Origin of the sequence: Leclercia sp. UBA5958 (assembly GCF_002430365.1) — a bacterium.
In the GTDB taxonomy this organism is placed as follows: Bacteria; Pseudomonadota; Gammaproteobacteria; order Enterobacterales; family Enterobacteriaceae; genus Enterobacter; species Enterobacter pneumoniae.
Genome location: NZ_DJCE01000004.1, coordinates 168,909 through 184,067 on the forward strand (window position 1 = coordinate 168,909; position 15,159 = coordinate 184,067).

The window sequence follows — 15,159 nt, forward strand, 5'->3', positions numbered from 1 at the left end:
GAACATGGCTGATTTAGACGACATCAAAGACGGCAAGGATTTTGGTATCGGTACGCCGCAGGTCAACGTACCTTACACCCTGAAGGGCTGCGGTTCGCTGGACTGGGGCATGCAGTCCCGGCTTTCACGCATCTTCAACCCGCAAAGCAACCGCACGGTAATGCTGGCTTTTGACCACGGCTACTTCCAGGGGCCAACCACCGGCCTTGAACGTATCGATCTCTCCATTGCCCCGCTGTTTGGCGAGACCGACGTGCTGATGTGCACCCGCGGCATTTTGCGAAGCCAGGTGCCCGCGGCCACCAACAAACCGGTGGTGCTGCGCGCCTCCGGGGGGAATTCGATTCTGGGCGAGCTTTCCAACGAGTGCGTGGCGGTCGCGATGGAGGACGCGCTGCGCCTGAACGTCTGCGCGGTAGCGGCGCAGGTCTATATCGGCAGTGAATTTGAGCACCAGTCCATCAACAACATCATCAAGCTGGTGGACGCGGGCGGGCGCTATGGCATGCCGACGCTGGCGGTAACGGGGGTGGGCAAAGAGATGACGCGCGACGCCCGCTATTTCTCGCTCGCCAGCCGCATCGCCGCCGAGATGGGGGCGCAGTTCGTTAAGACCTATTATGTCGACGAGGGCTTTGAGAAAGTGACCGCCAGCTGCCCGGTGCCGATTGTCATCGCCGGGGGCAAGAAGCTGCCGGAAAACGAGGCGCTGGAGATGTGCTGGCGCGCCATCGACCAGGGGGCATCCGGCGTGGACATGGGGCGCAATATCTTCCAGTCCAGCGCGCCGCTCGCCATGCTGAAGGCGGTGAAAAAAGTGGTCCACGAGAACATGGGCGCGCGGGACGCGTTCCAGTTCTGGCAGGAAGAGAAACAGGGAGAAGCAAAATGAATGTGACGCTGGTAGAGATCAATATCAAACCCGAACGGGTAGATGAGTTTCTGGAGGTGTTTCGCGCCAATCATGAAGGGGCGATTCAGGAGCCGGGCAATCTGCGCTTTGATGTACTGCAGGATCCGCGGGTGAAAACCCGGTTCTTTATCTATGAAGCCTACAAAGACGAAGAGGCAGTATTAGCGCATAAGCAGACGCCGCACTATCTGGCCTGCGTGGATAAGCTCGAGGAACTGATGTCGGAGCCGCGTAAAAAACGCTGTTTTGTCGGGTTGTTGCCGGAATAACGGTCTTGCCCGGTGGCGCAACGCGGACCGGGCCTGTGGAGTGTAAATCCCGCTTGCCGGGTACGCGGAGCACCAGCGGGTGGTTCAGGCCAGCTCAAGGCTGACAATCAGTCTCGCCAGCGCTTCACGCGGCTCGCCCTGGATCGCCTGCAGGGGAAACGGCAGTGCGGGCACCGTGACTTTTCCCATCATCTCGGCTGCGGCCGCCATGACGCGCAGGCTGCCATAACGGCGGAACAGCGCCCACAGCGGCTCAAGCCGTTCAGATTGCGTCGTCTCTTTTGAACGCGCAATCGCCAGCGCGGTCTGTGGGAACACGCCTGCGATAACCGAGTACCAGACGTCGAACCCGGCCTGCAGGGCTGGTGCTGCCTGCCAGTCACCGCTGATGCCCATGGTAACGTTGTCCGGAAGGCGCGAGCGTACCTGCGCGATATCCTCCGGCACGCGGCCAAATTTCACGGAGCCGATGTTCGGTAGCGCCGCCACGGCAAACATCAGCTCATCGCTAAATGTAAAGCCGGTGGTGGCCGGGTTATCGTAAACGCACAGCGGAACGGAGAGCTGGCGGGTAACCCGCTCGTACAGCGAATAGACCTCCTCCGCCGTCAGCCGCTGGTACGAGACCGGGGCCATTAGCACGCCAGCCGCCCCGGCCGCCTGCGCGTCGTCGGCCAGACGCAGAATATCGTCCAGCCGAAGTGCGCCGATGCTCACCATCACAGGGATGCGGCCCGCATGCTCAACCGCACAGCGTGTTACCTGGGCCCGTTCTGCAACGGTAAGGTACGCGTAGCTGCCCGTGGAACCAAGAATACCCAGCGAATCTACGCCCGCATCCACCAGTGTGCGCAGAAGGGTTGTGAAAGCCTGCTCGTCGATCTTTCCCTCTTTCAGGGGGGTCAACGGAAATGCACTTAATCCGTGAAACATCGTCTCTCCTCTTAAAGCGCCAGCGGTGAACCTGAGCCGTCGTCATCGCGTTAAAAAAATAAAGCAGGGGCCATCACGGCAAGATGCGAGGCTACTGACGGCGTAACCTCTGTTGACGGTTTTATACCATGGTTGTGACCCAACAAGGATAAAGACAAGGTATTGACCAGGCCGGAAGCGAATATCGTCCCGGTAAGCCAGGCGTTGGCAAAAACAGAGCGGGGTCAGTAAAGGGGAAATGTGCGGCGGTTTACCCTTAAAAAGGTTCTGACGTAGCGGAAAAAAAACGGCCGGGCAGGCGCAGGGCCGCCCGGCGCTTTTTTACGCCTCTTCGACGCTCACTCTCAGCGCGGCCAGCGCTTTACGCGCTGCTTTCAACACCTGCTCACACTGCTCAATGGTGAGCGTGAGCGGCGGTTCAATGCGGATGGTTTTGGCGTTGTTCAGCGTGCCGGCTACCAGCACCCGCTGGCGGAACATCTCGCTCGCGAAGTTGTAGCCGATTACGTTATCAACAAACTCGATAGCCATCAGCATCCCTTTGCCGCGTGCGTCCTGCACCAGGTCCGGGTATTCACGCCCTAGCTGGCGGAAACCATCGAGCAGCATGTCGCCTTTCTGCTCGGCCTGGGCAGGCAGGTTTTCCTCCAGTAATACGTTGATGGTCGCCAGCGCAGCTGCACAGGCCAGAGGATTACCGCCGAAGGTGGTGGTGTGCAGGAACGGGTTATCAAACAGCACCGAGAATACCTCTTCGGTCGCCACTGTGGCGCCAATCGGCATTACGCCGCCGCCCAGCGCCTTCGCCAGGCAGAGAATGTCTGGCTGCACGTTCTCATGCTCGCAGGCAAACATCTTGCCTGTACGCCCCATACCGGTCTGTACTTCGTCGAAGATCAGCAGCGCGCCAAACTCATCGCACAGCTGACGCACGGCAGGCAGATAGCCTTGCGGAGGCAGGATCACGCCCCCTTCACCCTGAATAGGTTCCAGAATCACCGCCGCCACGTCATCGCCGGTTTTACGGCACTCGCTGAGCTGCAGGCGCAGCGCAGCAATATCGCCGAACGGCACATGGCGGAAGCCCGGCAGCAGCGGCATAAACGGTTTACGGAAGGTCGATTTTGCCGTCGCGGAGAGGGCGCCCAGCGATTTGCCGTGGAAGGCACCGCTGGTGGCGATAAAGGTGAATTTTCCGTGCGGCGACTGGTACGCTTTGGCGAGCTTAAGCGCTGCTTCGACCGACTCCGTGCCGCTGTTGCTAAAGAAGCTGTATTTCAGTTTGCCGGGGGTCAGGGCCGCCAGCGTTTTTGCCAGCATCGCCCGCAGGGGGTCGAGGAGTTCCTGACTGTGAAGAGGTTGTTTAGCGAGTTGATTCTGTACGGCGGAAACGACAACTGGATTACGGTGCCCCACGTTGAAAATCCCAAAACCACCCAGGCAATCAATAAACTCCTGTCCCTGGGTGTCGACAAGCGTATTCAAACTCCCCGCCTGCCACTCTACGGCTCCGTAATCCCCGCCAGCGGTCACAGATTTTCGATACTCTAAAAACCCCGGATTCACATGCTCTTTGAAGTAATCAATCACCTCGCGGTTAAGTTGTTTCATCTCCTCATGATCAAGCGTTTGCTTTTCAATGAGATTCAGTGCGTGCGCGGTACAGGCAAGAGCCGAGGCGCTGGAGGGTAACCTGTTCAAGATGTGCTCCCGGGGATCGCGTATCACATGATACTGAGTTAATTATTGCAGGGATTGCGCCACTTCCGATGACCCGACGAAAATCGGGATAAACGCCAGGTTAAAGTAATGTTGCACAATATTTAATCATGTGAGACGCAGCGGAGGCGGTTTTGGCGTGGGGTCGCGGGCCATTGCGTTGCACTCATTTTCGTCAATTGCACTGACGTAGTGCGGCGCACGCTACTTAAGTAGGCCTTAACGGGTAAGGCTTTGTGAGTAATTTCACCATGAAAGTATTTTGAATCAATAGATTAGAAAAGCGTACTAAAAGTGCGGTTTAGGGATGATTTGCGATCTCGATCGAATTTAACAACTAAAGATAAATTCCCTACCGCCGAAAAGAGATTAACCCCCGAAATTAACATTCAAATAACCTGCAAGGGATGCTCACATGTCTTCTCAATCGTATGTCACCCAGAATGCGTATCCTCTGGACGATGACACCACTCTGATGTCCACCACTGACCTCAACAGCTACATGACCCACACTAACGATACTTTCGTGAAGGTCAGCGGCTACCAATTGAATGAGTTGCTGGGCCAGCCGCACAATGTGGTACGCCATCCGGATATGCCAAAAGCCGCGTTTGCCGATATGTGGTACACGCTGAAGCAGGGCGAGCCGTGGAGCGGCATTGTGAAAAACCGCCGCAAAAATGGCGACCATTACTGGGTGCGCGCCAACGCCGTGCCGATGGTGCGTAACGGGCAGGTGACGGGATATATGTCGATTCGCGCGAAGGCCACGCCGGAAGAGATTGCCGCGGTAGAGCCGCTCTACAAAGCGCTGAACGAAGGACGCAGTAACAAACGTCTGCATAAAGGGCTAGTGTTGCGTAAAGGCTGGTCTGGCAAGCTGCCCACTCTGCCGCTGCGCTGGCGGGTGCGTAGCGTGATGGCCGGTTTGTTTGTGGTGCTTGCCGCGGTGATGCTAGCCACCTCTGCAGGCTGGGCGCCGCTGGCGGCCAGTGCCCTCATCATGCTGACAGGCACCCTGCTGTTTGAGCAGCAGATTGTACGCCCGATCGAGAACGTTGCGCGCCAGGCGCTGAACGTGGCGACCGGGGCACGCAATAGCGTAGAGCACCTCAACCGCAGCGACGAACTGGGGCTGACCCTGCGAGCGGTGGGGCAGTTAGGGTTGATGTGCCGCTGGCTGATCAATGACGTGTCAAGCCAGGTGGTGAGCGTACGCGACGGAAGTGACCAACTGGCGAAGGGCAACGAAGACCTGAACGATCGCACCCGTCAGACCGTGGCCAACGTGCAGCAGACGGTGACCACCATGAACCAGATGGCGGCATCGGTGCAGAGCAACTCAGAGACGGCCGCCGCCGCCGATAAGCTCTCTATGGCGGCCAGCGGCGCGGCCACCGAAGGGGGCAGCGCGATGCAGACGGTAGTCAGGACGATGGATGAGATCGCCGACAGTACCCAGCGCATCGGCTCAATCACTAAACTGATTAATGACATTGCTTTCCAGACCAACATCCTGGCGCTGAACGCTGCGGTTGAGGCGGCCCGTGCGGGTGAGCAGGGGAAAGGTTTTGCGGTGGTGGCTGGCGAAGTGCGCCATCTGGCGAGCCGCAGCGCCAGCGCGGCCAATGATATCCGTAAGCTGATTGATGCCAGTTCCAGTAAGGTGCAGTCCGGTTCGGAGCAGGTGCATGCCGCCGGCCAGACCATGGATGATATCGTTGAGCAGGTCCAGAACGTCACCCGCCTGATTGCCCAGATTAGCCACTCGACCTCGGAACAGGCCACCGGTTTATCCGAGCTGACCCGTGCCGTGGCAGAACTGGATGGCATCACCCAGAAAAACGCCGCGCTGGTGGAAGAGAGCGCGCATGTCTCCGCCATGGTGAAGCACCGGGCGAAACGCCTGGAGGATGCGGTCACCGTTTTACACTAAACGTCCCGCAGAAGAAAAGGCCGCTTATTTATTTTAAGTAAGCGGCTTTTTTTATTCCGCGGTAAAGCCGCAGGGAATGTTAATTTTATATTAAATAATTAAAGTTCCCGCTGAAATAATAACCAGAAATAATGCGCGCTTATTCTTGCGCAGAAGTCAATTCACTTAAATACAGGCGCTAAAACGATCGATTACCCGCATTTAATAGGCGATACCTATTCTTTGATAATGGTTTCTAAGAAAAAAGCGATCAAAGTCATAAAGTTAGCTAAAAACCGACCGATAACCCCCTCGTCAAAGAAATAATCACATCGACGGAGTTAATATGTCTTTAAATAACGTAAGGATCGGCACGAAATTATTTCTGGCGTTTGGGTTCATTATTTTACTCATGATAGTGAGCTCCGGTCTCTCCTTACTGAGCCTGAGTCGGGCTAATAGCGGTATGCAGACCATCATTTCTGAGGATTATCCCACCACGGTAAAAGCCAATCAGTTAATCGAACAGTTCCAGGAGTTTGTCAGTACCCAGCAGCTCATGTTGCTGGATGACCAGGGCACCTACACCGCCACGTCGGAGCAGCATCTGAAGGCGATAAGTGAAAATATCACGCGCATTTCTACTGACCTGACCAACAGGCTCAACGACGAAGAATCGCAAAAAATCCTCTCCGACTTCAGCCAGATACGCCAGCAATATCTTGAGTCCCGCTTCCGTATCCTGAAAGCCATACAAAATAATGACCGCCCGGGGGCGGTGGCCGAGATGATGACCACGACCCTGACGCTGCAGCAAGCTTATAAAGCGAAAGTGCAGGAGCTGATTGCGGTGCAGAACCGCGAGATGCAGAAGGGTGGTGACGACGTTGAGCGCGACTTCAAATCGAACCGTATGATCCTGGTCCTGCTGGCGCTGGGAAGCGTGCTGGCGGCGTCGGTGATCGGCTGGTTTATCGCCCGCTCAATCACCCATCCGCTGGGCCAGGCCGTCTCGCTGGCGGAATCTATCGCCGAGGGCGATCTCACCCGAACGGTGGTCAGCCGCTCCCGTGACGAGACCGGCGTTCTGCTGAACGCGCTGATGACCATGAAAACCCGTCTGCAGGAGATTGTGCAGGAGGTGCAGTCCGGCTCCGAGAGCATCTCCAGCGCGGCGGCGCAGATTGTGGCAGGCAACCAGGATCTGGCAGCCCGGACTGAAGAGCAGGCCAGTTCCGTCGAGCAGACGGCGGCGTCGATGGAGCAGATCACCGTGACGGTGAAGAACACCGCAGCCCACACCGGCGATGCCACTCACCTCTCTGCCGATGCGGCATTGGTGGTGAAAAATAACGGTGAAATGATGAAGCAGGTGACGCAGAAAATGCGTCTGATTAACGACACCTCTAACCGCATGTCTGACATTATCAACCTGATCGATGCCATCGCCTTCCAGACCAATATTCTGGCGCTGAATGCCGCCGTAGAAGCGGCACGCGCGGGCGAGCACGGGCGCGGTTTCGCGGTGGTGGCCGGAGAAGTACGTCAGCTGGCGCAGAAAAGCGCCTCGTCATCCCGTGAGATCCGCCAGCTCATTGAGAGTTCCACCAGCCAGACGCAGGAGGGCATGGCACTGGTTGAGAAAGCCAGCGCTCTGATCAACGGGATGGTGGGGAACGTGGAAGAGATGGATGCCATTCTGCGCGAGATTGGCCAGGCGAGCCGCGAACAGACGGAAGGCATTTCCCAGATCAACAGCGCCATCGGCCTGATTGACTCCACTACCCAGCAGAACTCTGCGCTGGTAGAGGAGTCCGTTGCGGCGGCATCGGCACTTAACGATCAGGCCCGACACCTGAAAGAGATGGTGAAAATCTTCCGCCTGCGTGATGAAGCCGTGGCTTAATCCAGCTGGGAGATCTCCAGCGCCGCGCGGTCGATCACGCCGATAATCTGCTTAAGCTGCGCGTCGCTGAGCGGGGCCTGGTTAACACGTAAATCCAGCACCGCTTTAAAATTATCCAGAGCCCGCTTCATCTGCGGGTTTTTACGTAACTGGGCACCCACACAGCGCGCTTTGATACGCGTCTGAATCTGCTCCAGCTGTACCAGATTTTCATCCAGCCACAGCTGCCCGGCCACGGTGATGGCCAGCTTTTTGCGGCCGTTCTCTTCTTCCGTAATGGTAATAAACTGCTGATCCTGCAAGAAATCCAGCGTCGGATAGATCACGCCCGGGCTCGGGGTGTAATTGCCCTGGGTCAGGCTCTCGATCGCTTTAATCAACTCATAACCGTGGCTGGCATTGCGGGTCAAAATGTCGAGGATGACCATCCGTAACTCGCCGTGTCCGAAGAATCGCTGTCGACGTCCGCCGCCGCCGTGGGGGTGATGATCGTGGTCGCGTTCAGGATGTGCGTGTCGCATAGAGTTGGCTCCTTGTTTTGATATATCTAATTTATATCTAAAGTGTTCTTATTTGCAAATGTTCACACCACTTTGTTTTTAACTCAATGATTAAAAAGATTTATTTAGTAGGTGTGGATTCGTGTCAGGGAGAATTCAAAGTCTATCAAAAAAAACTTGCAATCCTGGTTATTAGCAATCATTATCATTTAAAATCAATTTAGATATATCGTAAATCATCACGAAGGCAGAAAAATGACATCGACCCGATACCCACAACGCGTGCGCAATGCGCTGCGTTTTCGCGAACTGGACGTGCTGCGCGTGGAGCGCATCAGCGGCGGATTTCAGCGCATTGTTTTAGGCGGCGAGGCGCTGGAAGGCTTTAGCTCACGCGGTTTTGACGACCATACCAAAGTCTTTTTCCCTGAGCCGGGGACGACCTTTGTGCCGCCGGTCGTCACGGAAGAGGGGATCGACTGGGGCGAGGGCGTGCGCCCGCAGGCGCGCGATTACACCCCCCTGTACGATGCGGCGCGCCATGAACTGGCGCTCGATTTCTTCATTCACGAACGCGGTCTCGCCAGCGACTGGGCGGCGCAGGCCAAAGTGGGCGATAAGCTGACCATTGGCGGCCCGCGCGGTTCGTTGGTTGTGCCGGAAGATTATGTCTGGCAGCTGTACGTGTGCGATGAATCGGGCATGCCGGCCCTTCGTCGTCGTCTTGAAGCCATTGCGGCGCTGCCGGTACGCCCGGAGATCCACGCGGTAGTGACGGTGGGTGACGAAGCATATAAAGAGTATCTGGCACACCTGAGTGTGTTTAACATTCACTGGGTTGTGGGGCATAACGAGCAGGCGGTTGCCGACACGCTGGCGACCTTAAGCGTGCCCGCGGCGGATTACTTTATCTGGCTGACCGGGGAAGGGAAGATGGTGAAAAACCTGAGCCGCCAGTTTGAAACGGATGCCATTGATCAACAGCTGGTGCGTGCCAGCGCATACTGGCACGCAAAATAGTCAGGCCGCTGAATCCAACTGCGCTTCGTTCACCTGATGTTCGAGCGAGGCGCGGACGTCGTTCAGCGCTTTCTCCTGCTGGGCGAAGTAGGCCTCCATATTGCTCAGGGAAGAGACCAGCAGCCAGGACTCCTCTTTTTCCAGCTCTGCCAGCTCGTTCACCAGCGTGTCGATTTGCTCGCGCACCTGGTTCATCTTTTTGCGGATACGTTCCAGATCGTTCAGTCTGTCGCTGGCCATCAGTGGCTCAAAGCCCTGCTGCAGGCGCGCCACCAGCGAACGGATGGCTTTCACGTCACCCCGCTGTTTAGCCTGATTGAGTTGCACCATCATGGCATTCGCCTCTTCTTTCAGATCGTCCGCCACCAGATCCGGATGGCAGAGCTTACTGGCCTGACGCCAGAGGCGTTTTAACTCGTTCTTATCCTCTTCTGATAAGTCCTTACCCTTACGCAGCCGCACTTCGGCTTCGTGATGCTGTTCGCGGTATTTTTCATACTCGTCGTTGGCCTCATCCCGTGCCTGACGGGCAGGCTCCTCTTCGCGGGTTAAACCGATCTCCAGCTCCTGCGCTTCCGCCAGCAGATTGGCAATCAGGTTACTCTGCTGCTGCAGCTGTTTACGCGCCTCGGCGGCCTGCAGCGAGTCTGCCGGCAGGTCGCGCCAGCGCTGGGTCAGGGTGGCCAGCACTTCCACCGCCTGAGCCATATAGTGCTGACAGCGGCGATAATCCTCTTCACGCCGACGCGCCTCCGCCTGCTGACGGCGCAGATTCAGCTCCGCCAGAGTTTTACGCAGGGCGAGGATCTGGGTCATCAGGGGGCCGAGGCGAGAGAAATAGCTGTCGTTAAACTCATCCAGCTGCTGGACGCGGGCGTTACGACGGTCAATCAGATCGCGCAGGCGCTCTTCCAGCGCTTTCAACTCCAGCTTACTGGCCGCCAGCTGGGGATCGCGCCACGGGGTGACGGCGCGCTGGCTCTGCAGCCAGGCGGTGATGGCGGCCATCGCGGCGGTATAATTTTTCTGCTCAAGCGCCACGACGATTGCCTGTAGCTCATCGTCAAACGCTTCACTTTTCAGCCTGGCGAGCTGGCTCAGGATGATGTCGTCGTCTTCCAGTTCAATGGCATTTTTGATGATTTCTAGCCGTTTTATCGGAGTGCTCATGATGCCTTTCGCTTTGGCGCTTAAGTATTTGAGTTAAGGGTAATTGTGGTAAGAGCTACAGGAAATAATACACACGGATGATGATCGGCGCGATGGGGGATTTCTTTAGTTTTTACGGTTTTTTCGCCTGAATGATGAATCCGTTACATTCATTACGGAAGAGGGCTCGCAGAAGGGAGCCGTGGCGCTTTTTTTGCTTTTGGCAGCGCAGCAGAAAGGTTGGGCAGTTGCCATTGAGTTCCGGTTCTTACCGCTGTGCTTAGCAACTTAGGTTGTGGCTTGTCAAACTCAGCAGAGGCATCAATATGACCACTATTCCCTGTCTGCTTTATATTTATCTCACGATAGTGAGATCGCGCAGCTGTCTGCTATGGCGCTATCTGTTTTCGCCAACCTTCGTTTTATTAATCACTGAATGTTCTCACATTGTTGAGGAAAAGAACCCGGTCAAACTAACCGGGTTAGCTGGAGTCACTCACTCCGATTTTTCAAAGCAATACATGCGGCAGCCCATACAAGCAGAAAAGTGATTGCAGCGCTGCCCAATATGAAGAAATTGCTGATTAGGTTGTCCCATTCGATACCGGAGACGGGGCCTGTTAAATCACTATAAAATGCGAATAGTTTGCCCTGAGGGATGAATGCATACATCAGGATCAAAATAACTGCATACACCACGAATGATGCAGCCCACAAAAGGGCAATGTGGATCGCTCTCATCAATAAACCTGCACCGTTCCGTAAGCTGTCAAAGTCGCCGTGACCTGCATCGTAGGCGTTCTTAATAAAGCTTCTCTTAAAACTGCGAAATGTGAGTGGCTGGGTAGAGTGATACAACCTTCGCTAATTCCCATGTACCCCGCAGGATGTAACCTGAAATGTCCTCGCTCGACGCGATCAATAAAAGTCCAGTCATCAATGTTTCCGTCATCGCGATACAGCGCGAACCAGACGGAACGGTCTGAACCGGAATACTTCGTTGCGGCCCAGTCCTGTACCATTGTTCTGAGTCCTCCTGTGGGGCGGCTGACAATGTAATATTTTCCAGGAGGCAAAGGACCCTCGTTAGGTATATTTACTGAGTCCGGATTGTTCCTGTGTCCCCCTTCATATCCTGAATAGGCGGGGAAGAAACCTATCCCCGGACAACTGAGGTTTGATAACGCATTCCCGTTTAGCCGAAAGGTGCAATGGATCATCGTTCATTCCACGCGTCAGTGAACATGATATTCCCGTCGCAGTGCTTCCATGTAATTTTCTCATAGCGCAGCGACACGGCTTCAAGATGATTATGCTTTTCGGTACCGGCATTTTTGCAGTTATGCATCAGAGGGCAGACCGATACGACCTTCACGCCTTCCAGCAACATGTTGAAGTATTCAACTTCCTGACCTGCATCATTGATGTGATACCACTTAAATTCGGCACTCTGAAGGGTTTGCCCCTTTGCCACGGCTTTGTATAAGTAGGGGCTGGAAGAGTCGAATTCTTTCTCGAAACTAAGAGGGCTATGAACGCGGGTTCCTGTAATTTTACCCGTCATGTTGTCCGTGGATAGATGTAGTCCGTGCGCGAAACTGTGAATCTCAATACTACCTTCGCGATGCTGAACATCAACAGAGCCCTTAATGTCCGCGCCACCATCATCTTTTATCCATAAGTAAGCCGGAATAGCCATAATCCACAATCTCCATTTGCGTTAAGTAATGCACAATTTTATTGTGGTTATTGTGTGTTGTACACAAGATAATCAATAGGATGAAGCCATCAGAAGCAAAACCGGAACCGTCTTTAAGCGCTGATGCGTTTTACATAGCCTGTGCTTGCGGGGGGCTCGACTATTTACACGAGGCCGGAGCATATGAGGTAACAGGCATTACTGCCTCTCAGGCTACTGCCGCTGAATTGAGATCGAAGAGAGAGTATCTGCCCCGGAGGGGTTGTTAATGGCACCACCAGAAAAGCTGTCGCCATTTTGTAGTCATTTATGATTTAGAAAACAAAAAAGCCACTCAATTGAGTGGCTTAATCATATGATTTTAAAGCTAAAATTTGGTGGCCCCTGCTGGACTTGAACCAGCGACCAAGCGATTATGAGTCGCCTGCTCTAACCACTGAGCTAAGGGGCCGTGGCGAAGGATTATAATGTAACTCCCCGCCGCAATCCAGCCATACGCGCCTGCCTGCTGTTTTTATAAACAACGTATTTTCAATCTTTTATACTTCTATAGTGATTCATCTATCGGGAGTAATAATGATCAACGACATTCTTGCGCCAGGCCTGCGCGTTGTGTTCTGCGGTATCAATCCGGGTAAGTCGTCGGCCCATACCGGATTCCACTTCGCCCATCCGGGAAACCGCTTCTGGAAGGTCATACACCAGGCAGGCTTTACCGATACGCAACTCAAACCGGAAGAGGAACAACGGCTGCTGGATACACGCTGTGGCATTACCATGCTGGTAGAGCGGCCCACGGTGCAGGCCAGCGAGGTCAATTTGCATGAACTGCGCAGTGGGGGGCGCGAGCTGATTAAGAAAATGGAAGACTACCAGCCTGCCGCACTGGCGATTCTGGGCAAGCAGGCGTACGAGCAGGCTTTTAGCCAGCGAGGGATGCAGTGGGGTAAGCAGAGCGTGATGATTGGCGTGACGCAGGTCTGGGTGCTGCCAAACCCGAGTGGATTAAACCGTGCGACGCTGGATAAGCTGGTCGAGGCGTATCGGGAGCTGGATGAGGCGCTGGTGGTGCGGGGGCTGTAAGCCCTCTGCGTTCAGAGCCCCTCCAGGAGCAAGGAAAAAACAAAAAAAAAGCTCCCGTGTGGGAGCTTTTTGCTGTGTGCCTGGATTAGTCGTCCAGGAAGCTACGCAGCACTTCAGAGCGGCTCGGATGGCGCAGTTTACGCAGCGCTTTCGCTTCGATCTGACGGATACGTTCGCGGGTTACGTCGAACTGTTTACCCACTTCTTCCAGCGTATGGTCGGTGTTCATATCGATACCGAAGCGCATACGCAGCACTTTCGCTTCACGGGCGGTCAGGCCAGCCAGTACGTCGTGCGTTGCGGCACGCAGGCTCTCGGTGGTGGCAGAGTCCAGCGGCAGCTCGAGGGTGGTATCCTCGATAAAATCACCCAGATGCGAATCTTCATCATCACCGATCGGTGTTTCCATGGAGATAGGCTCTTTGGCGATCTTCAGCACTTTACGGATCTTATCTTCCGGCATCAGCATGCGCTCGGCCAGCTCTTCTGGCGTCGGCTCGCGACCCATCTCCTGCAGCATCTGGCGAGAAATACGGTTGAGCTTGTTAATGGTCTCAATCATATGCACCGGAATACGGATGGTGCGCGCCTGATCCGCGATAGAGCGAGTAATTGCCTGACGGATCCACCAGGTTGCGTAGGTGGAGAACTTGTAACCACGACGGTATTCAAACTTATCTACCGCTTTCATCAGACCGATGTTGCCTTCCTGAATCAGATCCAGGAACTGCAGACCACGGTTGGTGTACTTCTTGGCGATAGAGATAACCAGACGCAAGTTTGCTTCAACCATCTCTTTCTTCGCACGGCGGGCTTTCGCTTCACCGATGGACATACGACGGTTGATATCTTTCACCTGTTCGATGGTCAGGCCGGTCTCTTCTTCAATCTGCTGCAGTTTCATCAGGCCGCGATGCACGTCTTCTTTCACGTCGTGCAGTTTTTCAGACCACGGCTTGTTCATCGCGATAGCGGCGTTGAACCAGGTTTCGCTGGTTTCGTTACCGGTGAAGAGGGTGATGAAGTTCTTCTTCGGCATTTTGCACTGCTCAACGCACAGCTTCATGATGATGCGTTCCTGGGTACGTACGCGATCCATCATCACGCGCATGCTGTTAACCAGGTAGTCGAACTGTTTTGGCACCAGACGGAACTGTTTGAACACTTCAGACAGCTTCAGGATCTGTTCCTGAGCGGCAGCATGGCTGCGGCCTTTGGCTTTGATCGTGTCGCGAGCCAGTTCGTACTGGGTACGCAATTCACCAAACTTCTCGCGCGCCAGCTCAGGGTCGATGCTGTTGTCGTCATCGCTGCTGTCGTCGTCGTCTTCTTCATCTTCGTCTTCGTCGTCATCCATCTCTTCCTGAGACAGTTCAGATCCAACGTGGGTGGCGGTCGGTGCCATATCTTCTTCAGCGTTTGGATCGACGAAGCCGGTGATGAGATCGGACAGACGCGCTTCTTCCGCTTCAACGCGATCGTACTGCTCAAGCAGATAGGTGATGGCTTCCGGGTATTCGGCAACGGAGCACTGAACCTGGTTGATCCCGTCTTCAATGCGTTTTGCGATGTCGATTTCGCCTTCGCGGGTCAACAGTTCAACGGTACCCATTTCACGCATGTACATGCGAACCGGGTCGGTCGTGCGTCCGATTTCAGATTCTACGCTGGACAGTACCTGTGCAGCGGCTTCTTCAGCATCTTCATCAGTGTTGTTGGAGTTTTCAGCCAGCAACAGATCATCGGCATCCGGTGCTTCTTCCATCACCTGAATACCCATGTCATTGATCATTTGGATGATGTCTTCGATCTGATCTGAATCGACGATATCTTCCGGCAGATGGTCATTGACCTCGGCATAGGTCAGATAGCCTTGCTCCTTACCGCGTTGGACAAGAAGTTTCAGCTGTGACTGCGGGTTTTGCTCCATAAGACGGTATCCACACTTATTCGTTTGATTGGTGTCGGCAATACGGCTGCCAACATTTAAAGCGAGGGCGTACTTATATTTTTGCCGCTGCCTCTCAGTGCGGCTGTCGGGGGCTTCCCGATC

Annotated in this window: 14 protein-coding genes and 1 tRNA gene; 6 read left to right on the plus strand and 9 right to left on the minus strand. The window is 54.9% G+C overall.

Going from position 1 to position 15,159, the window contains the following annotated elements; translation table 11 throughout:
• Positions 1 to 4: 4 nt before the first annotated feature.
• Complete coding sequence (gene lsrF, locus B2Q93_RS05300) at positions 5 to 892, plus strand: 3-hydroxy-5-phosphonooxypentane-2,4-dione thiolase (protein WP_046885821.1); 888 nt, start codon at positions 5 to 7, stop codon at positions 890 to 892.
• Entirely contained in the window at positions 889 to 1,182 is a 294-nt protein-coding gene (gene lsrG, locus B2Q93_RS05305) for a (4S)-4-hydroxy-5-phosphonooxypentane-2,3-dione isomerase (RefSeq protein WP_022649458.1), read from the plus strand. Before lsrF ends, lsrG begins: the two co-directional genes overlap by 4 nt.
• An 84-nt stretch (positions 1,183 to 1,266) precedes the next feature.
• On the opposite strand, the gene B2Q93_RS05310 is transcribed toward lsrG, so the two are convergent.
• Both B2Q93_RS05310 and ygjG read right to left on the minus strand, forming a co-directional pair.
• A complete protein-coding gene (locus tag B2Q93_RS05310; RefSeq protein WP_046885822.1) occupies positions 1,267 to 2,115 on the minus strand; it encodes a dihydrodipicolinate synthase family protein in 849 nt (282 codons plus the stop codon).
• 321 nt (positions 2,116 to 2,436) lie between these two features.
• The gene (gene ygjG / locus B2Q93_RS05315; RefSeq protein ID WP_046885823.1) at positions 2,437 to 3,816 is read right to left on the minus strand and encodes a putrescine aminotransferase; all 1,380 of its coding nucleotides are present in this window, start codon (positions 3,814 to 3,816) and stop codon (positions 2,437 to 2,439) included.
• A gap of 433 nt (positions 3,817 to 4,249) precedes the next feature.
• On the opposite strand from ygjG, the gene B2Q93_RS05320 reads away from it, so the two are divergent.
• Entirely contained in the window at positions 4,250 to 5,770 is a 1,521-nt protein-coding gene (locus B2Q93_RS05320; protein WP_046885824.1) for a methyl-accepting chemotaxis protein, read from the plus strand.
• A gap of 325 nt (positions 5,771 to 6,095) precedes the next feature.
• Positions 6,096 to 7,655, plus strand: a complete 1,560-nt coding sequence (locus B2Q93_RS05325; protein ID WP_286932093.1) for a methyl-accepting chemotaxis protein — start codon at positions 6,096 to 6,098, stop codon at positions 7,653 to 7,655.
• Here the strand turns inward: B2Q93_RS05325 and B2Q93_RS05330 are convergent.
• Entirely contained in the window at positions 7,652 to 8,176 is a 525-nt protein-coding gene (locus tag B2Q93_RS05330) for a PadR family transcriptional regulator (RefSeq protein ID WP_286932095.1), read from the minus strand. The genes B2Q93_RS05325 and B2Q93_RS05330 overlap by 4 nt on opposite strands.
• Positions 8,177 to 8,410: 234 nt before the next feature.
• Here B2Q93_RS05330 and B2Q93_RS05335 point away from each other — a divergent pair, with 234 nt between their 5' ends.
• Positions 8,411 to 9,175, plus strand: coding sequence for a siderophore-interacting protein (locus B2Q93_RS05335; RefSeq protein ID WP_286932098.1), 765 nt, complete (start codon positions 8,411 to 8,413; stop codon positions 9,173 to 9,175).
• On the opposite strand, the gene B2Q93_RS05340 is transcribed toward B2Q93_RS05335, so the two are convergent.
• The 5 genes from B2Q93_RS05340 to B2Q93_RS05360 form a co-directional block, all read right to left on the minus strand.
• Positions 9,176 to 10,345 carry a DNA repair protein gene (locus B2Q93_RS05340; RefSeq protein ID WP_046885826.1) on the minus strand — a complete coding sequence of 390 codons (1,170 nt, stop codon included), beginning with the start codon at positions 10,343 to 10,345 and terminating at the stop codon, positions 9,176 to 9,178.
• 471 nt (positions 10,346 to 10,816) lie between these two features.
• Entirely contained in the window at positions 10,817 to 11,065 is a 249-nt protein-coding gene (locus tag B2Q93_RS05345) for a hypothetical protein (protein ID WP_286932101.1), read from the minus strand.
• Entirely contained in the window at positions 11,065 to 11,544 is a 480-nt protein-coding gene (locus B2Q93_RS05350; protein ID WP_286932103.1) for a DUF2778 domain-containing protein, read from the minus strand. The genes B2Q93_RS05345 and B2Q93_RS05350 overlap by 1 nt, the downstream gene beginning before the upstream one ends.
• On the minus strand, positions 11,541 to 12,023 hold the full coding sequence (locus B2Q93_RS05355; protein ID WP_286932106.1) for an Hcp family type VI secretion system effector: 483 nt from the start codon (positions 12,021 to 12,023) through the stop codon (positions 11,541 to 11,543). Before B2Q93_RS05355 ends, B2Q93_RS05350 begins: the two co-directional genes overlap by 4 nt.
• A 375-nt stretch (positions 12,024 to 12,398) precedes the next feature.
• Positions 12,399 to 12,474 (minus strand) — tRNA-Ile (locus B2Q93_RS05360).
• Between the two features lie 125 nt (positions 12,475 to 12,599).
• On the opposite strand from B2Q93_RS05360, the gene mug reads away from it, so the two are divergent.
• Positions 12,600 to 13,106 carry a G/U mismatch-specific DNA glycosylase gene (gene mug / locus B2Q93_RS05365; RefSeq protein ID WP_286932108.1) on the plus strand — a complete coding sequence of 169 codons (507 nt, stop codon included), beginning with the start codon at positions 12,600 to 12,602 and terminating at the stop codon, positions 13,104 to 13,106.
• 85 nt (positions 13,107 to 13,191) lie between these two features.
• Here the strand turns inward: mug and rpoD are convergent, their stop codons facing one another.
• Entirely contained in the window at positions 13,192 to 15,078 is a 1,887-nt protein-coding gene (gene rpoD / locus B2Q93_RS05370) for an RNA polymerase sigma factor RpoD (protein ID WP_281069593.1), read from the minus strand.
• Between the last annotated feature and the right edge of the window lie 81 nt (positions 15,079 to 15,159).

Bases quoted from the DNA above. Each gene is read 5' to 3' on its own strand.
- lsrF (WP_046885821.1), top strand. From the start codon at position 5: ATGGCTGATTTAGACGACATCAAAGACGGCAAGGATTTTGGTATCGGT.
- lsrG (WP_022649458.1), top strand. From the start codon at position 889: ATGAATGTGACGCTGGTAGAGATCAATATCAAACCCGAACGGGTAGAT.
- B2Q93_RS05310 (WP_046885822.1), bottom strand. From the start codon at position 2,115: ATGTTTCACGGATTAAGTGCATTTCCGTTGACCCCCCTGAAAGAGGGA.
- B2Q93_RS05320 (WP_046885824.1), top strand. From the start codon at position 4,250: ATGTCTTCTCAATCGTATGTCACCCAGAATGCGTATCCTCTGGACGAT.
- B2Q93_RS05325 (WP_286932093.1), top strand. From the start codon at position 6,096: ATGTCTTTAAATAACGTAAGGATCGGCACGAAATTATTTCTGGCGTTT.
- B2Q93_RS05330 (WP_286932095.1), bottom strand. From the start codon at position 8,176: ATGCGACACGCACATCCTGAACGCGACCACGATCATCACCCCCACGGC.
- B2Q93_RS05335 (WP_286932098.1), top strand. From the start codon at position 8,411: ATGACATCGACCCGATACCCACAACGCGTGCGCAATGCGCTGCGTTTT.
- B2Q93_RS05340 (WP_046885826.1), bottom strand. From the start codon at position 10,345: ATGAGCACTCCGATAAAACGGCTAGAAATCATCAAAAATGCCATTGAA.
- B2Q93_RS05345 (WP_286932101.1), bottom strand. From the start codon at position 11,065: ATGAGAGCGATCCACATTGCCCTTTTGTGGGCTGCATCATTCGTGGTG.
- B2Q93_RS05350 (WP_286932103.1), bottom strand. From the start codon at position 11,544: ATGATCCATTGCACCTTTCGGCTAAACGGGAATGCGTTATCAAACCTC.
- B2Q93_RS05355 (WP_286932106.1), bottom strand. From the start codon at position 12,023: ATGGCTATTCCGGCTTACTTATGGATAAAAGATGATGGTGGCGCGGAC.
- mug (WP_286932108.1), top strand. From the start codon at position 12,600: ATGATCAACGACATTCTTGCGCCAGGCCTGCGCGTTGTGTTCTGCGGT.